Source organism: Salinispora vitiensis (assembly GCF_000378825.1).
Classification (GTDB): Bacteria; Actinomycetota; Actinomycetes; order Mycobacteriales; family Micromonosporaceae; genus Micromonospora; species Micromonospora vitiensis.
Genome location: NZ_KB900388.1, coordinates 1,254,550 through 1,278,582, shown reverse-complemented (window position 1 = coordinate 1,278,582; position 24,033 = coordinate 1,254,550). Strand labels below are relative to the sequence as shown.

Sequence of the window (24,033 nt, the reverse complement as noted above, 5' to 3'; positions counted from 1 at the left end):
TTTGCAACACCGTCTGGAGAAGCACATGACCACCCACGACTTCATCGCGGTCGGACTCGGCCCGTACAACCTGGGCCTGGCCTGCCTGACCGAGCCGATCTCCGAGCTGGACGGGCTCTTCCTGGAGGCCCGGGCCGATGTCTCCTGGCACCCCGGGATGCTGCTGGAGTCCACCCGACTGCAGACGCCGTTCCTCGCCGACCTGGTGACCTTCGCCGACCCCACCTCACCGTTCTCCTTCGTGAATTTCCTGAAGGAGACCGGCCGGCTCTACCCCTTCTACATCCGGGAGAGCTTCTTCCCACTGCGGGCGGAGTACGACGCGTACTGCCGGTGGGCGGCGGACCGGTTGTCGAACCTGCGCTTCGGGCACACCGTCACCGCGGTGTCCTACGACGAGGCCAACGGCGAGTACGTGGTGCAGGCGGAGACCGCCGACGGTCCGGTCACCCACCGGGCCCGGCGCCTGGTGCTCGGTACCGGCACCTCGCCGGAGGTGCCCGCCGTCTGCCAGGGGCTGGGTGGGGACGCGTTCCACAACTCCAGCTACATGGAGCACCGCGACGCGCTGCGGAGCAAGCGGAGCATCACCATCGTCGGTAGTGGGCAGAGTGCCGCCGAGATCTACCACGAACTGCTCACCGACATCGACAGCTACGGCTACCAGCTCAACTGGGTGACGCGGTCGCCCCGCTACTTCCCGCTCGAGTACACGAAGCTGACGCTGGAGATGACGTCACCGGACTACGTGGACTACTTCCACGCGCTGCCGGAAGAGACCCGCTACCGGCTGGAATCCGAGCAGGTCGGGCTACTCAAGGGGATCAACTCCGACCTCATCAACAGCATCTTCGACCTGTTGTACGCGCGCAGCGTCGACGGCCCGGTCCGTACCCGGCTGATCACCAACACCGAGCTGGTCAGCGCCGCCCACGACGCCGGTACGTACACGTTGGGTCTGCGCCACCACGAGCAGGGCCGCGACTTCACCCTCGACACCGAGGGCCTGGTGCTGGCCACCGGCTACCGGTTCCAGGTGCCGGCGTTCGTGGACGGGATCCGGGACCGGCTCCGCTGGGACAGCCACGGCCGGTTCGACATCGCCCGTAACTACAGCGTCGACCACACCGGACGGGAGGTCTTCCTACAGAACGGCGGCACCCACGCCCACAGCGTCACCTCCCCCGACCTGGGCATGGGACCGTACCGGAACTCGTACCTCATCCGGGAGCTGCTCGGCCGGGAGTACTACCCGGTGGAGAAGAGCGTCACCTTCCAGGAGTTCGGGGCCCCGGCGGCGGTGGACGCGTGACCGTGCACACCCGCCGGGACCCGCTGCTGGGCGAGTTCACGCTGCGCGCTCTCGACCCGGAGGGTGACGCCCCGCTGCTGCACCGCTGGGTGACGCACCCGAAGGCGGCCTTCTGGCTGATGCAGGACGCCGACGTGGCGCAGGTCGCCGCCGAGTACCGGCGCATCGCCGACCACCCGCACCACGACGCGTACCTCGGGTGGCACCAGGGGGCGCCGGTGTTCCTCGCCGAACGCTACGACCCGGCCCACGTGGAGCTCGTGGGCCGGTACGACGCGCACCCCGGCGATGTCGGCATGCACTTCCTCTGTGCTCCCACCGAGACGCCCGTGCCCGGGTTCACCCATGCCGTCCTCACGACGGTGCTGGACTGGCTCTTCGCCGACCCCGCCACCCAGCGGGTCGTGGTCGAGCCGGACATCCGCAACACCGCCGTCCAGGCCCGGAACGCCGCCGTGGGCTTCCAGGTCGTCGGCCCGGTGGAGCTACCGGCGAAGACCGCCCTCCTGAGCATCTGCACCCGTACGGCCTTCCGCGCCGCCACCGAAGGAGCGCCCGCATGACCCCCGGCGACGCCGTCACGCACCTCACCCCGGCACGCTGGGAGCAGGCCAACCGGCTGCTGGTGCGCAAGGCCCTCGCCGAGTTCGCCCACGAACGGCTGCTCACCCCGGAGCCGATGCCGGCCGAGCCGGGGCGCTACCGCGTCCGCAGCGACGACGGCACGGTCGAGTACCGTTTCGCCGCCCGGCTGCTCGCCCTGGACCACTGGCAGATCGACCCGGACCGCATCACCCGGCACGGGGAGTCCGGGCCGCTGCCCGTTGATGCCGGCGACTTCTTCCTGGAACTGCGCGGCGCACTCGGTCTCTCCGACCGGGTCCTACCGGTCTACCTGGAGGAGATCACCGCGACCCTCGCCGGGACCGCGTACAAGCTAGCCCGAGGTGGGCCGGCGGCGGAGAAGCTGGTCAACGCCGACTTCCAGACCGTGGAGTCGGCGATGACCGAGGGGCACCCCTGCTTCGTGGCCAACAACGGCCGGCTCGGGTTCAGCTCCGACGAGTACCACCGGTACGCGCCGGAGGCCGCCGCGCCGGTACAGCTCATCTGGCTCGCCGCGCACCGGGACCACTCGACCTTCAGCTGCTCGGCCGAGCTGGACTACGACACCCTGATCCGCTCCGAGTTGGATGAGCAGACCCGGGCCCGGTTCGCCGCCACCCTGGCCGGGCTGGGCCTGGACCTCGCCGACCATCACCTGATCCCGGTGCATCCCTGGCAGTGGCAGCACAAGCTCTCGGTGACCTTCGCCGGGGAGGTGGCCCGCCGGCACCTGGTCTACCTCGGTGCGGGGCCGGACGAGTACCGGGCCCAGCAGTCAATCCGGACCTTCTTCAACCTCACCGAACCCAGCCGGCACTATGTGAAGACCGCGCTGTCCGTGCTGAACATGGGCTTCATGCGGGGCCTGTCGGCCGCCTACATGGCGGCCACCCCGGCTATCAACGACTGGCTCGCCGACCTGATCGACGGCGACGAGGTGTTCCGCGGCACCGGGTTGACCATCCTGCGCGAGCGGGCCGCCGTCGGCTACCGGCATCGGCAGTACGAGGCGGCGACGGATCGCTACTCCCCGTACCGGAAGATGCTGGCGGCGCTGTGGCGGGAGAGCCCGGTGCAGGGGTTGGCGCCGGGCCGGCGGCTGGCCACCATGGCCTCGCTCCTACACCTTGACCCGGATGGCCGGTCCCACACCGCCGCGCTGATCGCCGCTTCGGGGCTCACCCCGGCGGCCTGGCTCCGCCGCTACCTCGACGCCTACCTGGTGCCGTTGCTGCACGCCTTCTACGCGCACGACCTTGCGTTCATGCCGCACGGCGAGAACGTCATCCTGGTCCTGCACGAGGGCGCGGTCGAGCGGGTGATCTTCAAGGACATCGCCGAGGAGATCGTGGTGATGAGCGCCGACGCGCCGCTACCCCCGGCGGTGGAGCGGATCCGAGCCGACGTACCGGAAGAGATGCGGCTGCTGTCGATCTTCACCGACGTCATCGACTGCTTCCTGCGGCACCTCAACGCCGTGCTGGTCGAGGCGGGAGTCTGCCCGGAGGAGACCTTCTGGCGGACGGTCGCCGAGTCCGCCGCCGGATACCTGGACCGGGTGCCGCACCTGGCCGAGCGGGCCCGCCGGTACGACCTCTTCGCGCCCGAGTTCACGCTCTCCTGCCTCAACCGGCTCCAGCTGCGGGACAACCAGCAGATGGTTGACTTGGCCGACCCAGCGGGGGCGTTGCAACTCGTGGGGACTCTGGCCAATCCGCTCGCCCCGTACCGCCCCGGGACCTGACGGCCCGACCCGCAGCGCCTACCCGGCCCGCAGAGCGCCTACCCGGCCGGGTAGGCGCGTCCGCTACCCCGCCGGGTAGGCGTGCGTCTCCGTCACCCCGACCGCAGCCCAGACCCGTTGGCCTGGAACCAGGCGCAGGGTCGCCGCGGAGGCGGGCGTTACGTCGGCCGCCACCCGGACCGGCCCGTCCAACTGCACCCGCAGGTTGTCGCCGTGGCGTTGCACCCCGGCGACCGTGGCCGGCCAGGTGTTGGGTGGGCTACCGGCGGGCTGGTCGTCGTGCAGCGCCACCGCCGAGGGGCGGAACGCGACGAAGGCGTCCCCGTCGAGGCGTTCCGGGACGGTGAGCAGGAGGTCGTCGGCGACCCGGATGTGGTTGTTCTCGGCCTGGCCCCGGTGCAGGTTCAGCCCGACCAGCTGGGCGACGTAGTCGGTACGGGGCCGGGCGGTGACGGCGGCCGCATCCCCCTCCTGGACCACCCGGCCCTCCTCCACGATCACCAGCCGGTCGGCCAGCACCAGCGCGTCGAGCGGGTCGTGCGTGACCAGTACGGTGGCGCCGGGGTGGGCGACCAGGTGCCGGTGCAGCTCGGCGCGGGTGTCCAGGCGGGTACGGGCGTCCAGGGCGGCCAGCGGCTCGTCGAGCAGCAGCACGGCCGGCCGCACCGCGAGCGCCCGGGCCAGCGCCACCCGCTGCGCCTGCCCGCCCGAGAGCTGCCCGGGTCGCCGGCGGGCGTGCTCGACCAGCCCCACCCGGGCCAGCCAGTCGCCGGCGCTGCGCCGGGCGGTCCGCCGGGTGGCGCCGTGCCGGCGCGGGCCGAAGGCCACGTTGTCGAGCGCGTTCAGGTGCGGGAAGAGCAGATAGTCCTGGAAGACCACGCCGACCGAACGGCGCTCGGCGGGGACGAACGTGTGACGGTCCGGGCGGTCCAGGTCGCTGCCCGCCACCGTGAGGTGGCCGGCGGTCAGGGGCTGTAGGCCGGCAAGCGCCCGTAGGGCGGTCGTCTTGCCGGCGCCGTTCGGACCCAGCAGCGCCACCACCTCACCGGCGGCGACCCGCAGCGGTACGTCCAGCCGGAAGTCACCCCGCTCCACCGCGAGGCGCGCGTCCAGGAGGTGCCCGGTCACGGCGTGCTGATCCAGCGGTCGCGCAGCCCCGCCAGGATCACGACCGAGACGACGAGCAGGATCAGGCTGAGTACGATCGCGGCCTCGACGTCGGTCTCCAAGGCCAGGTAGACCGCGAGCGGCATGGTCTGGGTCCGGCCCGGGTAGTTACCGGCGAAGGTGATCGTGGCACCGAACTCGCCCAGCGCGCGGGCCCAGCACAGCACCGCGCCGGCGGCCAGGCCCGGGCCGACCAGTGGCACGGTGACGTGCGTGAAGGTGACCCACCGGCCGGCGCCGAGGGTGGCCGCGGCCTCCTCGTAACGGCGGTCGGCACCCCGTAGTGCCCCCTCCACGGCGAGGACCAGGAACGGCATCGCCACGAACGCCTCGGCGAACACCACGCCGGTGGTGGTGAACGGCAACGTGAATCCGAAGGTCTGGTCGAGCCAGCCGCCGATCAGCCCGCGCCGACCGAAGACCAGCAGCAGGGCCACCCCGCCCACCACCGGCGGGAGCACCAGGGGCACGGTAACCAGGGCGCGCACCAGCCGCCGGCCGGGGAATTCCACCCGGGCGAGCAGCCACGCCAGCGGCACCCCGAGCAGCAGGCAGAGCAGGGTCGCCAGGGTGGCGGTGAGGAGCGACAGCCGCAGCGCGGCGAGCACCCCGGGCTCGGCGAGCCGCTGCGGCAGGGTGCTCCACGGGGTGCGGGCCAGCAGACCGATCAGCGGCAGGGTCAGGAAGGCCAGACCGAGCAGCGCCGGCAGCAGCAACGCGACCGGGACGCCACCGCCTCGCCGCCGCGCGCCGCGCAGCCGGCGGAAGCCCGTCGGCCGGCGGACCGGATGCTCGGTGAGCGTCATGGCGCCTGGAACCCGGCCTCGGTGAGCACCGCCTGCGACTGGGCGGAGCGGACGTGGGCCACGAAGGCGTGGGCCGCGGTCGGGTTCGGCGCGTCGGCCAACACCGCGATCGGGTAGTCGTTGACGGCCTGGTCGGACTCGGGGAACTCCACCGCCGCCACCTCCGGCGCCGCGGCGCGGGTGTCGGTGCGGTAGACGAGGGCGGCGTCCACCTCGCCGAGCCGTACCTTCGCCAGGGCCCCCCGCACGTCCGCCTCCAGGGTGACCGGGGTCAGCGCGACGCCGGCGGTGTCGAGCGCCCGGCGGGCCGCCGATCCGCACGGCACCTGCTCGGCGCAGAGGGCCACCTTCAGCCCGGGCCGGGTCAGGTCACTCAGGCTCCGTACCCCCTCGGGGTTGCCGGCGGCGACCGCGATGACGAGCTGGTTGCGGACGAAGACGGCCGGTGTGCCGTCTGTGCCGTCGGCGGTGGTGACGGCGGTCAGGTGCTGCGGGGCGGCGGAGGCGAAGACATCCGCCGGGGCGCCCGCGGTGAGCTGGGTGGCGAGGGCGGAACTGCCGGCGAAGTTGAACACGACGGTGCTGCCCGGATGGGCTGCCTCGAAGTCGCGCCCGATCCGGTCGAACGTCGCGGCGAGCGACGCGGCGGCGAAGACGGTCACCGTGCCGGTCACGCCACCGCCGACGGCTTCACCACCCGGGGTGCCGCAGCCGGCCAGGACCAGCGTGACGGCGCCGGCCAGGACCGAGGTACGCGGCCTCACGGCGCCGGCCTTCCCCGGGTGCCGGCCGGCGGCGTAGCCCGCTCGACCAGTACGTTCGTCGACTTGATCACGGCGACGGCCAGCGAGCCGACCCGCAGGTCCAGTTCGTCGACGGCCTCCCGGCTCATCAGGGAGACGATGCGGAACGGGCCGGCCTGGATGTCGACCTGGGCCATCACGGTGTCCCGGACCACGCCGACGACGATGCCGCGTAGGCGGTTGCGGGCCGACGAGGCGTCGGACCGCTCGTCGCGTTCGGCCGCCTGCGCGCGGGCGAACGCCGCCAGATCCACCCCATCCACAGCACGGTGTCCGTGCTCGTCGCGTTCTGCCCGAATGCGCCCGGCGTCGATCCAGCGGCGGACGGTGTCGGCGCTCACCCCGAGCAGCTCGGCCGCCTCCCCGATCCGGAACCTCGTCACCCGGTCACCTTAGCGCCCGCATCCGAGAGGTGTTTCACCGCTCATCTCCGGCGGTTGCAAGGTGCTGGAGTCGTATTTCCTCGCAATCGCGAGGTCCGGCCGGGTCGGGTACCCGCGTACCGACCTGACCCGGCGGTCAGCCGACCCGCCAGCGCCAGGATCGACGGGGCGGCCGGTGCCACGGTGTACGGCTCGGGTTGGTCCGACCCGACCGCGCATAATGTGGGTACGCCGGAGCTGCCCCGGCGGTCAGCACACGTGAGATGGTGGGGAGTACGGTGCCGCAGACGATTCCGAACGCAACCCGGAACACCCGGCAGCGAGCCGAGGTGCTCGCGTTGCTCGGGGAGGTCGACGGGTTCCACACGGCGCAGCAACTGCACCGGATGCTCTGCGACCGCGACGCGCGGGTGGGTCTGACCACCGTCTACCGGACTCTGCAGCTTCTGGTGGACGCCGGTGAGATCGACTCCACCCGGCTGCCCGGCGGCGAACAGCTCTTCCGCCAGTGCAGCCAGAGTCGTCACCACCACCACCTGGTCTGCCGGTCCTGCGGACGGACCGTGGAGGTGGCCGGCCCGGCAGTCGAACGCTGGGCCGACCAGGTGGCGGCCGAGCACGGCTTCACCGAGGTCGGGCACACCCTGGAGATCTTCGGCAACTGCGCCGGCTGCGCCGCGTCCTGACCCCCGCCGGCTGCGCCGCATCCGGACCACCCCGGTTGTCACCAGCCGGGGTGTTTCCCGCCCCGTCGCTCGGGAAATCAGCACCACGGCACCCCGGCAACGCGGCGTCGCGCGCCGCCCGACGAACGGACGCCGATCGCCATGACGTACCGTCCGGCCACCGACCGCCCCGACCTGGACACCCTCACCCTCGGGGTGGAAGAAGAGTTTCTGCTGCTGGACTCCAACACGGGGGAGAGCATGCCGGTCGCCGCCCAGGTACTCGGCGGGTTGTCCGGCACCGCCTACGAGCAGAGCCGGCAGGAGTTTCGACACAGCATGGTCGAGATGGTCACGCCGGTCGTATCCGACCTGACGGAGCTGCGGCGGCACTTGGTGGCGCTGCGCACCGCCGCCATTGACGCGGCCGAGGCCGCTGGCGCCCGTCTCGTGGCCGTGGGAGCGACTCCGGTGAACGAGGCGCACCGGACCGTACCGGACGAACCTCGCTACCACGCGATGTCCCAGCGGTTCGGACCGGTCGCGCACGACCCGGCGGTCTGCGGCTGCCACGTGCACGTCGGCCTGCCCGACCGGGAACTGGCGGTCCAGGTCTGCAATCACCTGCGCCCGTGGCTGCCGGTCGTGCAGGCCCTCACCGTCAACTCCCCGCTGCACGACGGCCAGGACACCGGGCACGCGAGCTGGCGAGGGATGCAGCTGGAGCGTTGGCCGAGCATCGGCCCCACCCCGTACTTCGACTCGGCCGCCGACTACGACGCCACGGTGGCGGACCTGATCAAGGCGGGGATCATGCTCGATGCCGGGATGGTCTACTGGTATGTCCGGCCCTCCGTCGCGTACCCCACGGTCGAGGTCCGGGTTGGCGACGTCTGTCCCACGGTTGACGACACGGTGCTGGTGGCCGCGCTGGTACGTGCCCTCGTCGCGACCCTCGCGGCGGAGGTCCGGGGCGGTGCCCGGGCGACCCGGACCCGAGGCTGCCTGGTCTCCGCCGCGCACTGGCGAGCCGCTCACGACGGGCTCGACGGTGACCTTGTCGACCTTCGTACCGGGCACGCCCGGCCGGCCTGGGACCTGGTGGACGAGATGTTCGCCCTCGTCACGCCCGCCCTGGAGCGACAGGGCGACCGGGGGTACGTGCTCGACCAGCTAACTCGGCTCCGGGACGAGGGCACCGGCGCGGCCCGGCAGCGTCGGATTCTGGAGCGGACCGACTGCGATGTCCGCGCCGTGCTGGCCCACCTGGCGGCGCAGACCCGCCCCACCCCGGCCTGAGCCGGCCCGGACCGCCGTCCCATCGTGAGCCGAACCGCCCCGTCCTACCGCTGGTGGTGGTGCGGCCGTCCGTCCTACCGCTGGTGCGTCTGCAGCCACAGCTCCAGCAGCCCGAGCTGCCACAGTTTGTTGCTGCCGGCCGCGGCCTGCGTCGCCGCCGGATCGGCGAGCAGTTCGTCAACGTACTCGGGCTGGAACAGCCCCCGTTCCTGGGCGGCCGGTGCCCGTAGCGCGTCCAGCACCAGCTCCCGCACCCGCCCGGAGACGTTGCGCAGCGCCGGCACCGGAAAGTACCCCTTCGGCCGGTCGATCACCTCCGCCGGCAGCACCTCCCGAGCGATCTCCTTGAGTACGCCCTTGCCGCCCTGCGCCACCTTGTGCTCCGGCGGACAGGCCGCCGCGAGCGCGACCAGATCCTGGTCCAGGAAGGGGGTGCGGACCTCCAGCCCCCACGCCATGGACATGCTGTCCACCCGCTTGACCGGGTCATCGGGGAGCATCCGGTGCGTATCCAGGCGCAGCACCGCGTCCAGCGCGGTCTCCGCACCGGGCGCGGCAAGTTCGGCGACGAGCAGCTCCCGGCTGGCGTCCCGGTCGTGGGCGTACGCCGGACTGACAACCCGGGACAACTCGGCGTGGTCACGGTCGAAGAAGGAGGCGGCGAAGACCTCCGCCGCCCCGTCCCGGTGCGCCCTCGCGAGCGGCTGGTGGTAGCCGTACCCGGCGAACACCTCGTCGGCGCCCTGCCCCGACTGGGCCACCTTGACGTGCTGGGCCACCTGCTCGCTGAGCAGGTGGAAGGCCACCACGTCGTGGCTGCCCATCGGCTCGGTCATCGCGGCGATGGTGGCCTGTACCGCCGGCACGAGGTCGTTGTCGGCGAGCCGGATCCGCCGGTGGTCGGTGCCGAAGGCCCGGGCCACCTGGTCGGAGTAGTGGAACTCGTCGCCGGCCTCGTCGCCCCGGCTGTCGAATCCGATGCTGAACGTCTGCAGGTGGTGTTGGCCCGCCTCGGCGAGCAGGGCCACGATGAGACTGGAGTCCAGGCCGCCGGAGAGCAGCACCCCGACCGGGACGTCCGCCACCAGCCGCCGGCGAACCGCCGCGCGCAGGGCGTCCCCGACCGCCGCCTGCCAGTCCCGGGCATCCCGACCGTCGTGGGCGGGGTCACGGGCGTACTCCGGCTGCCAGTAGACGTGTTCGCGGCTGCGCCCGTCCGCCTCGACCACCCGCAGTGTCGCCGGGGGCAGCTTTCGGACGCCCCGCAGTACGGTCCGCGGCGCCGGCACGATCGAGTGCCAGGAGAGGTAGTGGTGCAGGGCGACCGGGTCGATCTCGGTGTCCACCTCGCCGGCGTGCAGTAGCGCGGGCAGAGTTGAGGCGAAGCGCAGGCGACCGGGGGACTCCGCCAGGTAGAGCGGCTTGATGCCGAGCCGGTCGCGGGCCAGCAGCAGCCGCTGGCGGGTCCGATCGAACAGCCCGATCGCGAACATGCCGACCAGGTGGTCGACGAAGGCCTCCCCCCACTCGGCGTACGCCACCAGGATGACCTCGGTGTCACTGGTGGAACGGAAGGTGTGCCCGGCGGCCCGGAGCTCCGCGCGCAGCTGCGGATAGTTGTAAATGCATCCGTTGAAGACCAGCGCTGATCCGAGGTCCTCGCGCACCATCGGCTGAGCGCCGGTGTCGGAGAGGTCGATGATGGTGAGCCGGCGGTGCCCGAGGGCCACCCAGCCGTCCGTCCAGTGGCCGGTGTCGTCCGGGCCGCGGGACTCCATCGCCTGGGTCATCCGGTTCACCGCGTCGGTGTCCGGCCTCGAGCCGTCAAAACGCGCTTCCCCGCTGATGCCGCACACGCTCAGTGCCCCTCTGGCCGCTGTCCGGCGGTCCGGGAGGGCCGATGGCCGAGCGTCGAATCCATGGCCACCGTCCCGTCGCACCGTTTATCTGGCCACCGGGCATGGCCCGGGTCCCGTCCCGCGGACGGGTGCGCCGGGTACCCGTGCTCGGGCCGCTCAAACCCGGCCCGGTGCCCGTCACCGTCCGGACCGAGTTTCGAGCCGGATTCGACACAGGTATAGCGTGGCGCGGGGCCCCTAGGGTGGTGGCGATCGGTTCACCCGAGCGGGTACCGACGCGCGTACCCGGCGCGAACCGACGGCGACAGGAGATCCCATGCCCGTTATCGCGATTGACGGCCTGGTGAAGAGCTTCGGCGCGGTCCGCGCGCTCGACGGGCTCAACCTGCAGGTGGAGACGGGGGAGGTGCACGGCTTCCTCGGGCCCAACGGCTCCGGGAAGTCCACCACTATCCGCGTCCTGCTCGGGCTGCTGCGCGGTGACGCCGGCAAGGTGCGACTGCTCGACGGTGACCCGTGGCGCGACGCGGTGGCGCTGCACCGCCGACTCGCCTACGTACCGGGCGACGTGAACCTGTGGCCCAACCTCTCCGGCGGGGAGGCGATCGACCTGTTCGGGGCCCTGCGCGGTGGCTTGGACCGGCGCCGCCGCGACGAGCTGCTGGAGCGGTTCGACCTCGACCCGACCAAGAAGTGCCGGGCTTACTCCAAGGGCAACCGGCAGAAGGTGGCGATCGTCGCCGCCTTCGCCTCCGATGTCGAGCTGTACGTGCTCGACGAGCCGACCTCCGGGCTTGACCCGTTGATGGAGGCGGTGTTCCAGGAAGAGGTGCGGCGGCTCACCGGCAACGGCGCCACGGTGCTGCTCTCCAGCCATGTGCTCGCCGAGGTGGAGGCGCTCTGCGACCGGGTCAGCATCATCCGTGCCGGCCGTACCGTCGAGTCCGGCTCCCTGAGTGAGCTGCGGCACCTCGCCCGCACCACGGTCACCGTCGAGACGGTGCGCCCGTTGACCGGTGTCGCGGAGCTACCCGGCGTGCACGAGGTCCGCGACGTTGACGGGCGGGTCCGGTTGGAGGTTGAGCCGGAGCACCTCGACGCGTTGCTCGCCCACCTGATCCGCTTCGAGGTCCGGGCGCTGGTGAGCGCACCGCCTACCCTGGAGGAGCTGTTCCTGCGGCACTACGACGGGGCCGACGACGGTCGGGCCGCGGTCGCGGACAGCGGCGCGGAGTCGGCCCGGTGAGCGCATTCACCGGCACCGGCCGACTGGCCCGGCTCGCCCTGCGCCGCGACCGGATCAAGCTCACGGCCTGGCTGCTCGGCACGCCGCTGCTCGGGCTCGCCCTCGCCAGCAGCGTCATCGAGTTCTACCCCGACGAGGCCGCTCGCCTCAGCTATGCCGACACCGCGCTGACCAGCGTGGTGGCGCGGGCCTTCAACGGGCCGATCTTCAACGCCGAGCTGGGCTCGATCGTCGTCGCCGAGGCGTACCTGACGTTAACCCTGCTCGCCGCCCTGGTCAGCACGTTCGCCGTCGTCCGGCACACCCGACAGAACGAGGAGACCGGCCGGGCGGAGTTGCTCGGTGCGGCCGTCGTCGGTCGGCACGCGTTGCTCACCGCCCCGTTGCTTGTTGTCGTCGGGGCGAACGTCGCCGCCGCCCTCCTCCTCGGGCTGGCCTTCGCGGCCGCCGGCCTGCCGCTGGCCGGATCCCTCGCCGCCGCCGGTGCGGTCGGCGGGGTCGGCGTCGCCTTCACCGCGGTCGCCGCCGTGACCGCCCAGCTCACGGTTACCTCCCGTGGTGCGAACGCGCTTGCCGCGGCCACCATCGGGGTGGCGTTTCTGCTCCGCGCCGCCGGGGACGTCCTCGGTGAGCGGAACGGCCTGCAACTGGTGAGCGCCTGGCCATCCTGGCTCTCCCCGCTTGGCTGGGGCAACCAGGTACGCGCGTTCGGCGCCGAGCGGTGGTGGGTTCTGGGCCTGCCGATCGTGTTGCTGGTCGGCGCCACCCTGGCCGCGTTCGGCCTCGCCCGTCGGCGGGACCTCGGCGCCGGGTTACTCAGTGACCGGCGGGGGCCGGCCCGTGCCGCCGCCGGCCTGCTCAGCCCGAGCGGACTGCTCTGGCGGCTGCACCGCGGCTCCCTGGTCGGTTGGTCGGTGGCGGTGGTGATCCTCGGGATCTCGATGGGCTTCGCCGCGGACGAGGTCAACGACGTGATCGCCGAGAATCCGGCCGCCGCCGACCTGATCGCCGCGATGGGCGGCGGGGTCGACGACCTGGTTGACGCGTTCCTCGCCGCGATGCTGGGGATGTTCGCGTTGGTCATCGGCGCGTACGTGGTGCAGGCGTTGCTGCGTACCCGCGCCGACGAGTCGGGCGGCGTCCTGGAGGCGGTACTCGCGACCGCGGTGGGCCGGGTTCGCTGGCTGGCCACCCAGGTGGTGGGCGCCGTCCTGGGCGCGGCGGTCCTCGTGCTGCTGGCCGGGCTCGCGACCGGCCTCGGCTACGGACTCGCGGCCGGTGATCCGGGCCGGTGGGCGCTCCACCTGGGCGGGGCCGGGCTGCTGCAGCTACCGGCGTTGCTGGTGGTGGCGGGCTTGGTGACCGCGCTACTCGGGTTGGTTCCCCGGTGGTCGGTGTCGCTGTCCTGGGCGGTGCTGATCGGATTCCTGCTGTTGGGGCAGCTCGGCGCGGCGCTCGACCTGCCGCAGGCGGTGCTCAACCTCTCGCCGTACACCCATGTCCCGGCGGTGCCGGCGGTCGAGGTGACCGTGCTGCCGCTGGTGCTGCTCACCGCGGTGGCCGGTGCGCTGCTCGCCGCCGGGCTGGCTGGCTTCCGCCGCCGCGACGTCCCCAGCTGAGTGGCCGTAGCTCGATTCCGGGACGTTAGCCGGATACCTCCGGCTCCGTTTCGGACTCCGAGCCGGTGTGGCGTTGGCGTAGCAGTTCACCGCTCCACCGCGCGGCGGCCCGCTGCTCGGAGAGGGTTCGCTCCCGGGCGCGGGCCAGCCCCTCACGGACCGCCTCCGGGACGTCGGCGTCGGGCAGGTCGTCGAGGATCGCCGACCAGCGTCGGTTGAGCTGCTCGGCGTAGCGGGCGCGCCGTAGCAACTCCTCGTGTCGGCAGTCCAGCGCGATCACCCGTTCCCAGTAGGGCTGAAGGGCTTGGCGGACCCGCTCGTCGAGTTGCACCCACGCCTCGGGCCGGCAGGTGACCGTCTGACCGCCGCGCTCGAACGACCACGGTTCCTGTTGGGCGAGCTTCCGTTGCAGCTGCGCTTCCAGCTCACCGGCCCGGTGCGGTGCGACGGTGCGGGCGAGATCGGCGGCGATGCTGGTCAGCCGCTGGGTGGCCGGTGGCAGAAAGTAGTGGGCGTACCAGGCCAGCTGATCCGGTCGCAGTCCCTGCGAACGCCAGGTGAGATCGGCACGGATGGTGAAGGTGAAGACGTAACCCCGGGCGAAGACGGTGATCGGACCGGCCGGCTCACGCCGCTCGATCGGCTCCTGTGGTGGGGGTGGGGCTGGCCCCTGCTTGGCGGCCGTGTCGACCGTACGGGCCAGCGTGAGCAGCCACCGCCACAGCCGCCCGGCAGCCGGTGCCAGCCGCGCGGCGAGTTGCCGGGCCGCCCAGGTCAGCTGGGCAGCGAAGCGACGGGTCGCTGGTGCCAGCCGGGCGGTTACTCGCCGCGTTCCGGCTGCCAGCCGGGTCGCGCTCCGTCGGCAAGCCCGAACCGGCCGGGCCCAGCGGCCAGGTCGCGTGGCGTCCGGAGCGGCCGGGCGATGCTGATCCGGATCGGGGGCTACGGGCGGCTGGGGCGTCTCCGCGGCCGGGCCGTCGGCCATGTCGCCTCCCTCGTCCGTCAACCGGTCCGCCGGGTCGAAGGGTGGTGCGGTCGGCGCCAGGTACGAGGGGGGGTGCCGGCAGGTGCGGTGTCGCCGCGTACTCACGTTAACAAGGACCGGGCCGGTGGGGCGGCAGCGGCGCGGCGTGCCGATCGGCGCTCGGCTGACCGCGCGGGGGCCGGCGCGGTGGACCGAAAGAGTCCTGTGCCGTCCCCGTGCCGTCCCCGTGCCGTGCCACGCCCCTCTTCATGGGGCAGCTCGACAGCGAGGAAACCGGAAGTACCCGACCCATCGCGAACGACGAATGAGCCTCACCCCCGCAGCGGCCTCGCGCTGCTGTTGCGGGGGTCGACCAGAGCCATCAGCTCCCTGGCGGCGCCACGGTCTCCAGGGCGTCAATGCTGCCGGACATGATCGTGCGAATGTGATCGGTGATGAGTGGTAACGGCCAGTCCCACCAGGCAAGCGCCATCAGGCGGGCAACCTCTTCGTCGGGGAAGCGGCGGCGGATTACCCGGGCCGGATTGCCGCCGACGATGCTGTATTCGGGAACATCGTCCACGACGACAGATCCAGAGGCAACGATCGCCCCGCTGCCGATGCGGACGCCGGGCATTACCGTGGTGCGGTAACCGAACCACACGTCGTTACCCACCACCGTGTCTCCTCGCCCGGGCAGGTTGGTGATGAGGTCAAAGTGTTCGCTCCAGGAGCCACCCATAATCGGGAACGGGAAGGTCGAGGGACCGTCCATACGGTGATTGGCGCCGTTCATGATGAACCGTACGCCCTCGCCCAACGCGCAGAACTTCCCGATTACCAGCCGCTCCGGCCCGTAGTGATAGAGAACGTTGCGAACCTCGAAAGCCGTCGGATCGTCCGGGTCGTCGTAGTAGCTGAACTCCCCGACTTCGATCAGTGGCGAGGTGATCAGTGGCTTCAGCAGCACCAGACGTGGCTGTTCGGGCATCGGATGTAAAACACCTGGGTCGGCTGGAGTACCTGTCATCGCAAGGTCCTTGTGGGGTGAAAGGTGAAAACCGTGCCCATTCTGCGGGAGTAGCGCGTTGCGTCAGCCGCTCATCCGGTGCACCGGGCGGGACGGAAAGAGCGTTTGCGGCAGAATCGCGTTGCCGTTGAGTACGGCGGTCACGGCCGCTGTCGCGATTCCGGCCACCGGGTGGGTGGACGTGGTGAGCGAGGGGTTGGTCATCGCGGCCAGCGGGGTGTCGTCGAAGCCGGTCACCGCGATGTCCCCGGGGACCTGGACGCCATCTCGGAGGAGTCCGCTGAGCACGCCGAACGAGGTCACGTCGCTGGCGCCGACGATCGCGTCGGTGTCTGGCCAGCGGGCCAGCACCTCCCGGGCTGCGGCACGCCCTCGGCCCGCGGTGAAATCACCTCGAACCAGCCGAGGCGGCAGCCCCGCCGCGCGTAGCACTCCCCGGTAGGCGCGTACCGAGCGGCCGGCGCAAGGTAGCCAGCTAGAGCCACTGATCATGGCGATGCGGCGGCGGCCCGTCGCGTACAGGTGCTCCACCAGCGCGGTGGTGCCGCCACCGTTGTCGATGTCGAAGGAGGCCACCACGGGGGAGCCGACGCCGAGCGAGGCGACCCGACCGCGCAACGTGGGCGGCACGGCGGCCAGGACCGCGGGGGTGGTGTTGACCAGGATCAGCCCGCTCACCCCGCGCTGTTCGCCGAGCTGGCGCAGCTGGGCCAGGTCCCGGGTCGGCAGCCAGTGCAGGGCCACCCCGACGCCGTGCGGAGCGCACACCCGGGCGGCGGCGCCGACAACCTGGTCGACGTACGGGTCCTCGAGCACCCGGGGTGAGGTGCCGTGGACCACCGTGACCAGGCGCACACCGGTGCCCCGGACCAGGGCGCGGGCGGCCGGGTCTGGCTGGTAGCCGAGCTTTTCGGCGGCGGCGGTGACCCGGTCGCGGGTATGGGCCGCGGCGTACCCGTTGTTGGCTAGTACTCGGGAGGCGGTGGCGCGGGAGACGTCGGCCACCCGAGCCACATCCGCCAGGGTCGGCGCGCGCTGCGGTGCCGGCATCGTGGTCCCCCCGTTCTCCGTCGCCGGGGCGACGCTTGTCGTCAGGACATTATTGCTCGGCCCAACGGCGGTGACCTGTGATTACTTTTCGGTTTGCAATGAGAACGTTCTCAGGGGTGTGCTCGTGCAGCCAGGACCAATACCCAAGCGAAAGGAACTTGTGGTGAGCAGCGTCACAACCCCGGCCGCGCCTGCTGCCGCACACCGGTTGGTGCGCACCGCCCGTACCGGTGTCGCGGTGGTGTTCGCCCTCAACGGCCTCGCCATCGGGTCCTGGTTCGCCCGGGTGCCGGCGGTCCGGGAGGCGCTTGACCTCACCGCCGGTGGGCTCGGGCTGCTGTTGCTCGCGATGTCGGCGGGAGCGGTGCTGGCGATGCCCACCTCCGGTCTGGTCGCCCAGCGACTGGGCACTGCCCGGACGGTGGCGGCGGCGACCCTGTTGGTCGCCGTGGGCTTGGGGATCGCCGGCGTCAGCGCGAGCGCGGCGGGCTGGCTGCCCGGGGTGGCGGTGGGCCTGGTTGTCCTTGGCTACGGCACCGGTACCTGTGACGTCGCGATGAACATTGAGGGTGCCGCGGTTGAGCGGCGGCTCGGTCGTACCGTGATGCCGCGGTTCCACGCGGCGTGGAGCCTGGGCTCGGTGGCCGGGGCTGGCCTCGGTGCGGTGGCGGCTGAGGTGGGGCTGGCGCTGGCGGTCCACCTGCCGCTCGTTGGCGCGGCGGTGCTGCTCGGCACGGTGTCCGGCACCCGGGCGTTCCTGCCGGTCCCCGAGCCGGCGCCGGACGCCGACGAGGGCTCCCCGGCGTCCCGCCGTCGGGCCGTGCTGGCCGCCTGGCGGGAGCCACGAACCCTGCTGATCGGCCTTTTTGTGCTGGTAGCAGCGTTCAGTGAGGGGGTCGCCACCGACTGGGTCGCGGTCGCGTTCGTTGATGGCTACGGCGTCACCGAGGCGGCCGGAGCCGCCGTCTACGGCGTGTTCGTGATCGGCATGACCGTGGGACGGACCGTCGGCACCCTCGCCCTGGACCGCTGGGGCCGGGTGCCCGTGCTCGGCACCACGATCCTGCTCGCCGTGGTCGGCGTGATCGTGGCGGTGCTGGCCGGTTCCGGAACGGTTGCGGTCGCCGGTGTGGCGCTGTGGGGCCTCGGCATTTCCCTCAGCTTCCCGGTGGGGATGAGCGCTGCGGCCAACGCGGAGGAGCACGCCGCGGCCCGGGTCAGCGTGGTGGCCGTGATCGGCTACACCGCGTTCCTCGCCGGACCACCGCTGCTGGGCCTGATCGGGGACCGGGTCGGGACGCTGCAGGCCCTGCTGGTCGTACCGGTTTTGCTGCTGCCGTCGCTGGCGTTGCTGCCGGTGACCCGCCCTCCCCGCTGACCCTCCCGACCGGGCGGCACCCTGCTGACGTGCCTGGTCGCCGCGTTCGCGGTGCTCGGCCCGACCGCGGTGCAGGTTGGCGTCGCCCACGGCCTGTGGAGCTACACCTCGGAACGGCGGCCCCGCCCGGCCCGCCCGGCCCAGCCGGTCAGCTGAGCTGGCGGGCGGCGGCGCGGCCGGCGACCCGGCCGGAGAAGAGGCAGCCGCCGAGGAAGGAGCCCTCCAGGGCGTTGTAGCCCATCATGCCGCCACCACCGAACCCGGCCACCTCGCCGGCCGCGTAGAGGCCGGGAAAGGCGTCGCCGTCGCGGGTCCGGCAGCGGCCGTCCAGGTCTGTCTCCAGCCCCCCGAGGGTCTTGCGGGAGAGGATGTTGAGCCGTACGGCGATCAAAGGCCCGGCCTTCGGGTCCAGGAGGCGATGCGGCGCGGCGACCCGCAGGAGCCGGTCACCGCGGTAGTTGCGGGCGGAGCGGATCGCCTTGACCTGGGCATCCTTGCAGAAGGTGTTGGTGAGCTGCCGGTCCCGTTCGGTGACGAGCGTACGGATCCGGCCGACTTCGATCGCCGGCACGTCCGGGTCGGCGATGCGGTTCATCCCGGTGACGAGGTCGTCGAGGGTGTCCGCGACGACGAAGTCCTCGCCGTGCCGCTTGAACGCCTCGACCGGCCCGGGAGCGCCGGCCCGTACCCGGGACAGCAGCAGTTTGAGGTCCTTGCCGGTCAGGTCCGGGTTCTGCTCGGAGCCGGAGAGCGCGAACTCCTTCTCGATGATCTTCTGGGTGAGTAGGAACCAGGAGTAGTCGTAGCCGCTGTGGCGCAGGTGGCGCAGGGTGCCGAGGGTGTCGAAGCCGGGGAAGTACGGAGCCGGCAGCCGGTTGCCGGCGGCGTCCAGCCAGAGCGAGGAGGGGCCGGGCAGGATGCGAATTCCGTGGTTTTCCCAGATCGGATCCCAGTTCCGTAGCCCTTCGACGTAGTGCCACATCCGGTCCGGGTTGATGATGTTGGCGCCGGCCTCCTCGGCGATGCCCAGCATCCGGCCGTCCACGTGGGCCGGCACTCCGGCCACCATCCGCTTCGGCGGGCTGCCGAGCCGTGCCGGCCACGCCCGGCGGATCAGGTCGTGGTTGCCGCCAATGCCGCCGCTGGTCACGATGACGGCTTGGGCCCGGGCCTGGAACTCGCCGACCACGGTGCGGCTGCTCGGCCGGCCCCGTTCGGCCGTGGTCGGCTCCAGCCGGCGGCCCTGCACCCCGACCACCGCACCGGCTTCCACGAGTAGCCCGTCAACCTGGTGGCGGAACGCGAACCGGATCCGCCCGGTGTCGACGTGCGCCCGTACCCGTCGCTCGAACGGCTCCACCACGCCGGGACCGGTGCCCCAGGTGATGTGGAAGCGCGGAACCGAGTTGCCGTGCCCACCGGGCCGGCCGTCGCCGCGTTCGGCCCAGCCGACCACCGGGAAGACGCGATGCCCGTACTGCCGCAGCCAGGACCGCTTCTCTCCGGCGGCGAACTCCAGGTACGCCTCGGCCCAGGCGCGCGGCCACCGGTCCTCGTCCCGATCGAACTGGGCGCTGCCGAACCAGTCCTGTCGGGCCAGCTCGAGGGAGTCCCGGACTCCCATCCGCCGCTGCTCGGGGCTGTCAACCAGGAACAGTCCGCCCAGGCTCCAGAAGGCCTGCCCGCCCAGGTTCTGCTCCCCCTCCTGGTCAACGAGGAGCACGCTGCGGCCGAGGTCTGCCGCCTCGGCGGCGGCGACCAGCCCGGCCAGACCGGCTCCGACCACGACGATGTCAGCTTCCACGGCTGCCTCCTATCGGTGCGGGCGGGCATTGACCCCGCTTCCGGGCCGATCGCGGGGAGCGGGGCGGCGCCGGGGGTTGCCCCACCGTGCCGCAGCCAACCGGGTGACGCCACCACTTCCGCGCCTGGTGAGCATGAGTATTGTCAATCCGCGCGGTCCGGGGAGGTCGGGCCGGCTGGCAGTGCGAGGGGCGGTGACCGGGGTGGGCCTCGCGGAACGCCTGGTCGTACATCGGCTGCTCACCGAGCGTAACTCGCCCTTGGTGGGCGAGATGGTCGGCGCGGTCGTTGACCAGGTCCCGATCTACCGCGAACTCAGCGACACCCAACTGCGGGAGGTCACCGCCATCGCCCAGTGGGCCGTCACCCGGCTCAGCGAGATGTGGGTGGACGGCACCCGGCTGACCACCCGGGACATCAGCCGCTTTCGGGGCATCGGTGCCACCCGTGCCACCGACGGTCGACCACTGCTGGCGGTGCTGCGCGCCTATCGGGTCGCGGCGGCCATCATCACCGACGCTGTCGCCGAGTACGCCCCGCCGGGGCTGACCGTCGCCGACCTCGCCGCACTGGTGCAGGCCCTCGTCGCCGCGCTCGACGAGCTGTCCGAGGCGCTGGCCAACGGCTACCAGCACAAGGCCGCCGAGTTGATCACTGACCGGCGCCGCCTGATCGACGAGTTTCTGCACGATCTGCTCGCCGGTCGCCAGACCTCGCCCGGCGCCCTCGCCGACCGTACCGAGCAGCTCAACGTCCGCGTTCCCGCCAGCTTCGGCCTCCTCCTCGCCGTCGGCGACCCGACGAGTCCGGAGACCCACCCGGCCCGGGTGGCCGCCCTCGCCGCGTCGCCGGCCGTCGGCGCGGACCGCGGCCCGGCGGACCTGAGCACCGGTGCGCTGTTGAGCACGGTGCGGGCCGGTGCGGGTGTCCTGCTGCTCCCGGACGGGCCCGAGCAGTCCGAGGTCGTGGCGGCGGTGGCCGCGGGCGGTTGGCGGGCCTGTCTGATCAGCGGCGCCTCCCCGGCGACCCTGCCCCAGGACTACCGGGCTGCGGTAGCCGCGCTCGAGCACGCACCCGTGGCGGCGTTCGCCCGCCGGACCGTGCTCGACCGCGGCGACGCGCTCACCGTCGCGGTACTGCACGGCACGCCTCCCGTTGACCGTGCCGCACTGCACGCCGCGGTTCTCGGGCCGGTGCTCACCCCTGCCAACGCCCACCTGCTCGAAGGGCTCGACGCGTACCTCACCCACGGGTCGGCGATCGAGGCCGCGACCGCGGTCGGACTGCACCCGCAGACCATGCGCCACCGGCTCCGCCGGCTCACCGAGCTCACCGGTCGCAGCCTGACCCACTCCTGGGACCGGCTCGTGCTCGCGGTGACGCACGCCTCACTCCCGCCCCCGGGACGGTGAGCCGAACGATGCCTCCCCCGCGGGCTTGGCGCCCACCCGTCGGCGGGTGGGCGCCTCAGCGCGTCATCAGGGGGCGTACAGGCGGCGCTCAGCCAAGGGTGGTGCACTGGAGGCCGGCGGCACCGAAGATGCGAGGAGGAGCGGCATGGGCTGGTTCAGTCGGAAGCGGTCGCGTACCTGGGAGTCTGACGGGGTGCCGACGAAGCTCGACCGGGAGGGCACCCGCGCGGACCTGGTGGCGCTGGAGCAGTTCGTCGCCAGCCGGACCGGGGTCGAGTTCTACCTGGAGCCGGAGACGACGGCGACGGACACGACGGTGGTGGCGATCGCGCACGACGGTGAGTGGATCCGCCGCCGTACCGGGTCGCCGCGGGTTGCCGCGTCACTCGCCCGCCGGCTGGCCCTGCCGCTGTACGAGGCAGCCAAGATGGGCTATCCGGAGCGGATGCGCGCCTGGAACCGGGCCCACCCGGAGCGGCGCCTCCGGTAGCCGCCGTGACCGTTACCTTTTTGATCGTCCCCACCCGGGGACCCTCGGTCACCCGGCCCGGTATGACGATCCGTCAGCCGCGCCTACTACGACCGCAAACGCGCCGAAGGCAAACGCCACGACGCCGCCCTCATCTGCCTCGCCCGACGCCGCTGCGACGTCCTGTTCGCCATGCTCCGCGACAAGATCCCCTACCAGCCAAGACCAATCGTCGCGGTCACCCCCGGCTGACCACATCAGGCAAAATCCGCAGATGACCCGACCCCTGCTCCTGCTCGACGTCGACGGTGTCCTCAATCCCTACGGAACTGTTCGACCACCGGCCGGCTACACCGAGCACCACCTGTTCCACGGCGAGGAACCCGTCCGTGTCAACTCCGCACATGGCGCCTGGATCACCGAAGCGAGCACCGTCCTGGACGTCGCCTGGGCCACGGCCTGGAACGACGAAGCCAACCAGCTCCTCGCACCGCTACTGCACATCACCTCCCTGCCCGTGATCACCATGCCAGCCGCACCGTTCCACCCCAGCGACAAAATCCCGCTCATCGCCGCCTACGCCCAGCAACGGCCCGCGGCATGGATCGACGACCTCCACACCCCCCAAGCCCACGCCTGGGCCGCGACCCGCACCAGCCCCACCCTGCTGATCACCCCCGACCCAACGATTGGCCTGACCCGTGACGCCATCGACCACATCATCGTCTGGGCCAAAGCCCTCGATGCGCGTTGACAAACCCATTAGGGACACCCGGGAGTGTGGCGTTTTCCGTGTTTGGCCGTTGGGTGTGATCGAGGTTGTTAGATGGTGATCCGGTCGCCGTAGGCGAGGATCAGGGCGTTGAGGGCCTTGGCCCAACCGTAGACCCGGCCGGTGATACTGCCGCCGCCCTTACGTTTCTGCTGGACGACGAGATAGAGCACCTTCATCGCGGCCTGCTCGGTCGGGAAGTGCCCCCGCCGGCGGGCGGCCTGCCGGAACCGGGCGTTCAGGCTCTCGATGATGTTGGTGGTGTAGAGGACCTTGCGGACCTCGTGGTCGTAGTCCAAGAACGGCACGAACTGCGGCCAGGAGGTGCGCCAGAGCCGGATCACGGCCGGGTAGCGGTCGCCGAACTCGACGGCGAACGCCTCGAACCGGGCCTCAGCGGCCGCGACGGTCGGGGCGGTGTAGATCTCCCGCAACGCCGGGGTGATCTTCTGCCAGTCCTTTCGATTCGTGTACCGCAGTGACGCCCGTACGAGGTGCACGACGCATTGCTGGTGCACCGCCTGCGGCCAGACCTGCTCAATGGCGTCGGTCATGCCCTTGAGGCCGTCGGAGCAGACCATGAACACGTCGGCGACACCCCGGTTACGTAGCTCGGTGAGGTAGCCGGCCCACTGCTTGGCGCCCTCACCGCCGGTGCCGGCCCACATACCCAGAACGTCGCGTTCCCCGTCGAGGCTGATTCCGACCACGACGTAGACGGGCCGGTTCGCGACCTGCCCCTGGCGAATCTTCATCACGAGGGCGTCGATGAACACCACCGGATAGACCCGGTCCAGGGGCCGTTGCCGCCACGCTTCCATCTCCTCCAGCACGCTGTCGGTGACCCGGCTGATCAACTCCCGGGACACGTCGGCGTCATACACATCCGCCAGATGCGCGGAGATCTCCCCGGTCGTCAGGCCTTTGGCATACAGCGACAGGATCGCCTCGTTGAACCCGTCCAACCTGCGGACGTGCTTCGGGACGATCCGCGGGGCGAACGACCCCGCCCGGTCCCGAGGGACCTGGATCCGTACCGGCCCGACCTCGGTCCGCACCGTCTTCGCCCCATGCCCGTTACGCACGTTGGCCCGCCGGCCCGACGCCTCGTCGACGCCGACCTCGTCGAGGTGGGCATCCAGTTCGGCGTCGAGCGCTGATTCAAGGACGGTGCGGGTGATCCCCGCGAGGAGCCCACCCGGACCGACCAACGACACTCCATCGGCCTTGGCCCGCTCAACCAGCTGCTGCGCGAACTCCACCTCCGCCGCCGACGGCTGCGGAAGCTGAACAACGCTCTTCTTGTCTGCCATGACGTGGTCCTTCCTGGACAGGATCAACGTCCTGTCCAACGGACCACACCCAGGTCAAACACGGAAATCTACGCAGTCCCGGACACCCCCCCGGGGCGATGGCTCCGGGACTGGTCGACCGCTGGTCTGCCATCGTTTCGTTGACCGGGACGTATTGGTGTGGCAGAGTTCGCGGCCGGACGGCAGTGAAGGAAGCCGGTGTGAATCCGGCGCGGTCCCGCCACTGTCACCGGGGAGTGATCCCCCTTGTGGAGCCACGACCGTGCGTCGCGCGGTTGGAAGGCCGGGGGTGAGCGTCGATCCGGGAGCCAGGATACTTCGGCCGTCGGTGCA

At 71.6% G+C, this 24,033-nt stretch carries 21 protein-coding genes, 1 pseudogene and 1 riboswitch; of the genes and pseudogenes, 12 read left to right on the top strand and 10 right to left on the bottom strand.

What is annotated here, in order from left to right; genetic code table 11:
* The first annotated feature begins 25 nt into the window (after window positions 1-25).
* The 3 genes from SALPAC2_RS0105940 to SALPAC2_RS0105930 are packed head-to-tail and all read left to right on the top strand — an operon-like array spanning window position 26 to window position 3,662.
* A complete protein-coding gene (locus SALPAC2_RS0105940) occupies window positions 26-1,312 on the top strand; it encodes a lysine N(6)-hydroxylase/L-ornithine N(5)-oxygenase family protein (RefSeq protein ID WP_018215728.1) in 1,287 nt (428 codons plus the stop codon).
* A complete protein-coding gene (locus SALPAC2_RS0105935) occupies window positions 1,309-1,875 on the top strand; it encodes a GNAT family N-acetyltransferase (protein WP_018215727.1) in 567 nt (188 codons plus the stop codon). The genes SALPAC2_RS0105940 and SALPAC2_RS0105935 overlap by 4 nt, the downstream gene beginning before the upstream one ends.
* Window positions 1,872-3,662 (top strand): IucA/IucC family protein, encoded by a 1,791-nt coding sequence (locus tag SALPAC2_RS0105930; protein WP_018215726.1) that lies wholly within the window; start codon window positions 1,872-1,874, stop codon window positions 3,660-3,662. The genes SALPAC2_RS0105935 and SALPAC2_RS0105930 overlap by 4 nt, the downstream gene beginning before the upstream one ends.
* Before the next feature lie 63 nt (window positions 3,663-3,725).
* On the opposite strand, the gene SALPAC2_RS0105925 is transcribed toward SALPAC2_RS0105930, so the two are convergent.
* Genes SALPAC2_RS0105925 through SALPAC2_RS0105910 form a run of 4 tightly spaced genes read right to left on the bottom strand, consistent with a single transcriptional unit; the run spans window position 3,726 to window position 6,821 of the window.
* Entirely contained in the window at window positions 3,726-4,790 is a 1,065-nt protein-coding gene (locus SALPAC2_RS0105925) for an ABC transporter ATP-binding protein (protein ID WP_018215725.1), read from the bottom strand.
* Window positions 4,787-5,635: an ABC transporter permease gene (locus SALPAC2_RS0105920; RefSeq protein ID WP_018215724.1), complete on the bottom strand. Its 849-nt coding sequence runs from the start codon at window positions 5,633-5,635 to the stop codon at window positions 4,787-4,789. The genes SALPAC2_RS0105925 and SALPAC2_RS0105920 overlap by 4 nt, the downstream gene beginning before the upstream one ends.
* Complete coding sequence (gene modA / locus SALPAC2_RS0105915; RefSeq protein ID WP_018215723.1) at window positions 5,632-6,399, bottom strand: molybdate ABC transporter substrate-binding protein; 768 nt, start codon at window positions 6,397-6,399, stop codon at window positions 5,632-5,634. Before modA ends, SALPAC2_RS0105920 begins: the two co-directional genes overlap by 4 nt.
* Window positions 6,396-6,821 carry a TOBE domain-containing protein gene (locus tag SALPAC2_RS0105910; protein WP_018215722.1) on the bottom strand — a complete coding sequence of 142 codons (426 nt, stop codon included), beginning with the start codon at window positions 6,819-6,821 and terminating at the stop codon, window positions 6,396-6,398. The genes modA and SALPAC2_RS0105910 overlap by 4 nt, the downstream gene beginning before the upstream one ends.
* A 263-nt stretch (window positions 6,822-7,084) precedes the next feature.
* Here SALPAC2_RS0105910 and SALPAC2_RS0105905 point away from each other — a divergent pair, with 263 nt between their 5' ends.
* Window positions 7,085-7,507, top strand: a complete 423-nt coding sequence (locus SALPAC2_RS0105905) for a Fur family transcriptional regulator (RefSeq protein ID WP_018724739.1) — start codon at window positions 7,085-7,087, stop codon at window positions 7,505-7,507.
* Between the two features lie 141 nt (window positions 7,508-7,648).
* Window positions 7,649-8,785 (top strand): carboxylate-amine ligase, encoded by a 1,137-nt coding sequence (locus SALPAC2_RS0105900; protein WP_018215720.1) that lies wholly within the window; start codon window positions 7,649-7,651, stop codon window positions 8,783-8,785.
* A gap of 74 nt (window positions 8,786-8,859) precedes the next feature.
* Here SALPAC2_RS0105900 and SALPAC2_RS0105895 read toward each other — a convergent pair whose 3' ends face one another.
* Window positions 8,860-10,641 carry an N-acetylglutaminylglutamine amidotransferase gene (locus tag SALPAC2_RS0105895; protein WP_080636875.1) on the bottom strand — a complete coding sequence of 594 codons (1,782 nt, stop codon included), beginning with the start codon at window positions 10,639-10,641 and terminating at the stop codon, window positions 8,860-8,862.
* Between the two features lie 319 nt (window positions 10,642-10,960).
* Between SALPAC2_RS0105895 and SALPAC2_RS0105890 the strand changes: the two genes are divergently transcribed.
* Entirely contained in the window at window positions 10,961-11,890 is a 930-nt protein-coding gene (locus tag SALPAC2_RS0105890; RefSeq protein ID WP_018215718.1) for an ABC transporter ATP-binding protein, read from the top strand.
* Window positions 11,887-13,509 carry an ABC transporter permease gene (locus SALPAC2_RS0105885; RefSeq protein ID WP_018215717.1) on the top strand — a complete coding sequence of 541 codons (1,623 nt, stop codon included), beginning with the start codon at window positions 11,887-11,889 and terminating at the stop codon, window positions 13,507-13,509. Before SALPAC2_RS0105890 ends, SALPAC2_RS0105885 begins: the two co-directional genes overlap by 4 nt.
* A 25-nt stretch (window positions 13,510-13,534) precedes the next feature.
* Here SALPAC2_RS0105885 and SALPAC2_RS0105880 read toward each other — a convergent pair whose 3' ends face one another.
* The 3 genes from SALPAC2_RS0105880 to SALPAC2_RS0105870 form a co-directional block, all read right to left on the bottom strand.
* Entirely contained in the window at window positions 13,535-14,494 is a 960-nt protein-coding gene (locus tag SALPAC2_RS0105880; protein WP_018215716.1) for a hypothetical protein, read from the bottom strand.
* Between the two features lie 361 nt (window positions 14,495-14,855).
* Complete coding sequence (locus tag SALPAC2_RS0105875; protein WP_026184468.1) at window positions 14,856-15,503, bottom strand: CatB-related O-acetyltransferase; 648 nt, start codon at window positions 15,501-15,503, stop codon at window positions 14,856-14,858.
* A 63-nt stretch (window positions 15,504-15,566) separates the two neighbouring features.
* The gene (locus tag SALPAC2_RS0105870) at window positions 15,567-16,553 is read right to left on the bottom strand and encodes a LacI family DNA-binding transcriptional regulator (protein ID WP_018215714.1); all 987 of its coding nucleotides are present in this window, start codon (window positions 16,551-16,553) and stop codon (window positions 15,567-15,569) included.
* A 163-nt stretch (window positions 16,554-16,716) separates the two neighbouring features.
* Here SALPAC2_RS0105870 and SALPAC2_RS0105865 point away from each other — a divergent pair, with 163 nt between their 5' ends.
* Entirely contained in the window at window positions 16,717-17,931 is a 1,215-nt protein-coding gene (locus SALPAC2_RS0105865) for an MFS transporter (protein WP_026184467.1), read from the top strand.
* A 148-nt stretch (window positions 17,932-18,079) separates the two neighbouring features.
* On the opposite strand, the gene SALPAC2_RS0105855 is transcribed toward SALPAC2_RS0105865, so the two are convergent.
* Window positions 18,080-19,735 (bottom strand): FAD-binding dehydrogenase, encoded by a 1,656-nt coding sequence (locus SALPAC2_RS0105855; protein ID WP_018215711.1) that lies wholly within the window; start codon window positions 19,733-19,735, stop codon window positions 18,080-18,082.
* A gap of 202 nt (window positions 19,736-19,937) precedes the next feature.
* Here SALPAC2_RS0105855 and SALPAC2_RS0105850 point away from each other — a divergent pair, with 202 nt between their 5' ends.
* The 4 genes and pseudogenes from SALPAC2_RS0105850 to SALPAC2_RS0105840 all read left to right on the top strand — a co-directional run bounded on the left by SALPAC2_RS0105850 (window position 19,938) and on the right by SALPAC2_RS0105840 (window position 22,369).
* Window positions 19,938-21,146: a PucR family transcriptional regulator gene (locus SALPAC2_RS0105850; RefSeq protein ID WP_018215710.1), complete on the top strand. Its 1,209-nt coding sequence runs from the start codon at window positions 19,938-19,940 to the stop codon at window positions 21,144-21,146.
* A gap of 145 nt (window positions 21,147-21,291) precedes the next feature.
* Window positions 21,292-21,636, top strand: coding sequence for a hypothetical protein (locus SALPAC2_RS0105845; protein WP_018215709.1), 345 nt, complete (start codon window positions 21,292-21,294; stop codon window positions 21,634-21,636).
* 75 nt (window positions 21,637-21,711) lie between these two features.
* A pseudogene (locus SALPAC2_RS26825) lies at window positions 21,712-21,867 on the top strand (IS110 family transposase); the annotation flags it as partial.
* A 22-nt stretch (window positions 21,868-21,889) separates the two neighbouring features.
* Window positions 21,890-22,369, top strand: a complete 480-nt coding sequence (locus SALPAC2_RS0105840) for an HAD domain-containing protein (RefSeq protein ID WP_018215708.1) — start codon at window positions 21,890-21,892, stop codon at window positions 22,367-22,369.
* Window positions 22,370-22,437: 68 nt separating this feature from the next.
* Here the strand turns inward: SALPAC2_RS0105840 and SALPAC2_RS0105835 are convergent, their stop codons facing one another.
* Complete coding sequence (locus tag SALPAC2_RS0105835) at window positions 22,438-23,700, bottom strand: IS256 family transposase (protein ID WP_018215093.1); 1,263 nt, start codon at window positions 23,698-23,700, stop codon at window positions 22,438-22,440.
* Between the two features lie 188 nt (window positions 23,701-23,888).
* Window positions 23,889-24,019: riboswitch (cobalamin riboswitch) on the top strand.
* Window positions 24,020-24,033: the final 14 nt, after the last annotated feature.

What these genes read in the sequence shown, in the direction of transcription:
- SALPAC2_RS0105940 (WP_018215728.1), top strand. Translation starts at nt 26, where the DNA reads ATGACCACCCACGACTTCATCGCGGTCGGACTCGGCCCGTACAACCTG.
- SALPAC2_RS0105930 (WP_018215726.1), top strand. Translation starts at nt 1,872, where the DNA reads ATGACCCCCGGCGACGCCGTCACGCACCTCACCCCGGCACGCTGGGAG.
- SALPAC2_RS0105920 (WP_018215724.1), bottom strand. Translation starts at nt 5,635, where the DNA reads ATGACGCTCACCGAGCATCCGGTCCGCCGGCCGACGGGCTTCCGCCGG.
- SALPAC2_RS0105905 (WP_018724739.1), top strand. Translation starts at nt 7,085, where the DNA reads ATGGTGGGGAGTACGGTGCCGCAGACGATTCCGAACGCAACCCGGAAC.
- SALPAC2_RS0105900 (WP_018215720.1), top strand. Translation starts at nt 7,649, where the DNA reads ATGACGTACCGTCCGGCCACCGACCGCCCCGACCTGGACACCCTCACC.
- SALPAC2_RS0105890 (WP_018215718.1), top strand. Translation starts at nt 10,961, where the DNA reads ATGCCCGTTATCGCGATTGACGGCCTGGTGAAGAGCTTCGGCGCGGTC.
- SALPAC2_RS0105880 (WP_018215716.1), bottom strand. Translation starts at nt 14,494, where the DNA reads ATGGCCGACGGCCCGGCCGCGGAGACGCCCCAGCCGCCCGTAGCCCCC.
- SALPAC2_RS0105875 (WP_026184468.1), bottom strand. Translation starts at nt 15,503, where the DNA reads ATGACAGGTACTCCAGCCGACCCAGGTGTTTTACATCCGATGCCCGAA.
- SALPAC2_RS0105870 (WP_018215714.1), bottom strand. Translation starts at nt 16,553, where the DNA reads ATGCCGGCACCGCAGCGCGCGCCGACCCTGGCGGATGTGGCTCGGGTG.
- SALPAC2_RS0105845 (WP_018215709.1), top strand. Translation starts at nt 21,292, where the DNA reads ATGGGCTGGTTCAGTCGGAAGCGGTCGCGTACCTGGGAGTCTGACGGG.
- SALPAC2_RS0105840 (WP_018215708.1), top strand. Translation starts at nt 21,890, where the DNA reads ATGACCCGACCCCTGCTCCTGCTCGACGTCGACGGTGTCCTCAATCCC.
- SALPAC2_RS0105835 (WP_018215093.1), bottom strand. Translation starts at nt 23,700, where the DNA reads ATGGCAGACAAGAAGAGCGTTGTTCAGCTTCCGCAGCCGTCGGCGGCG.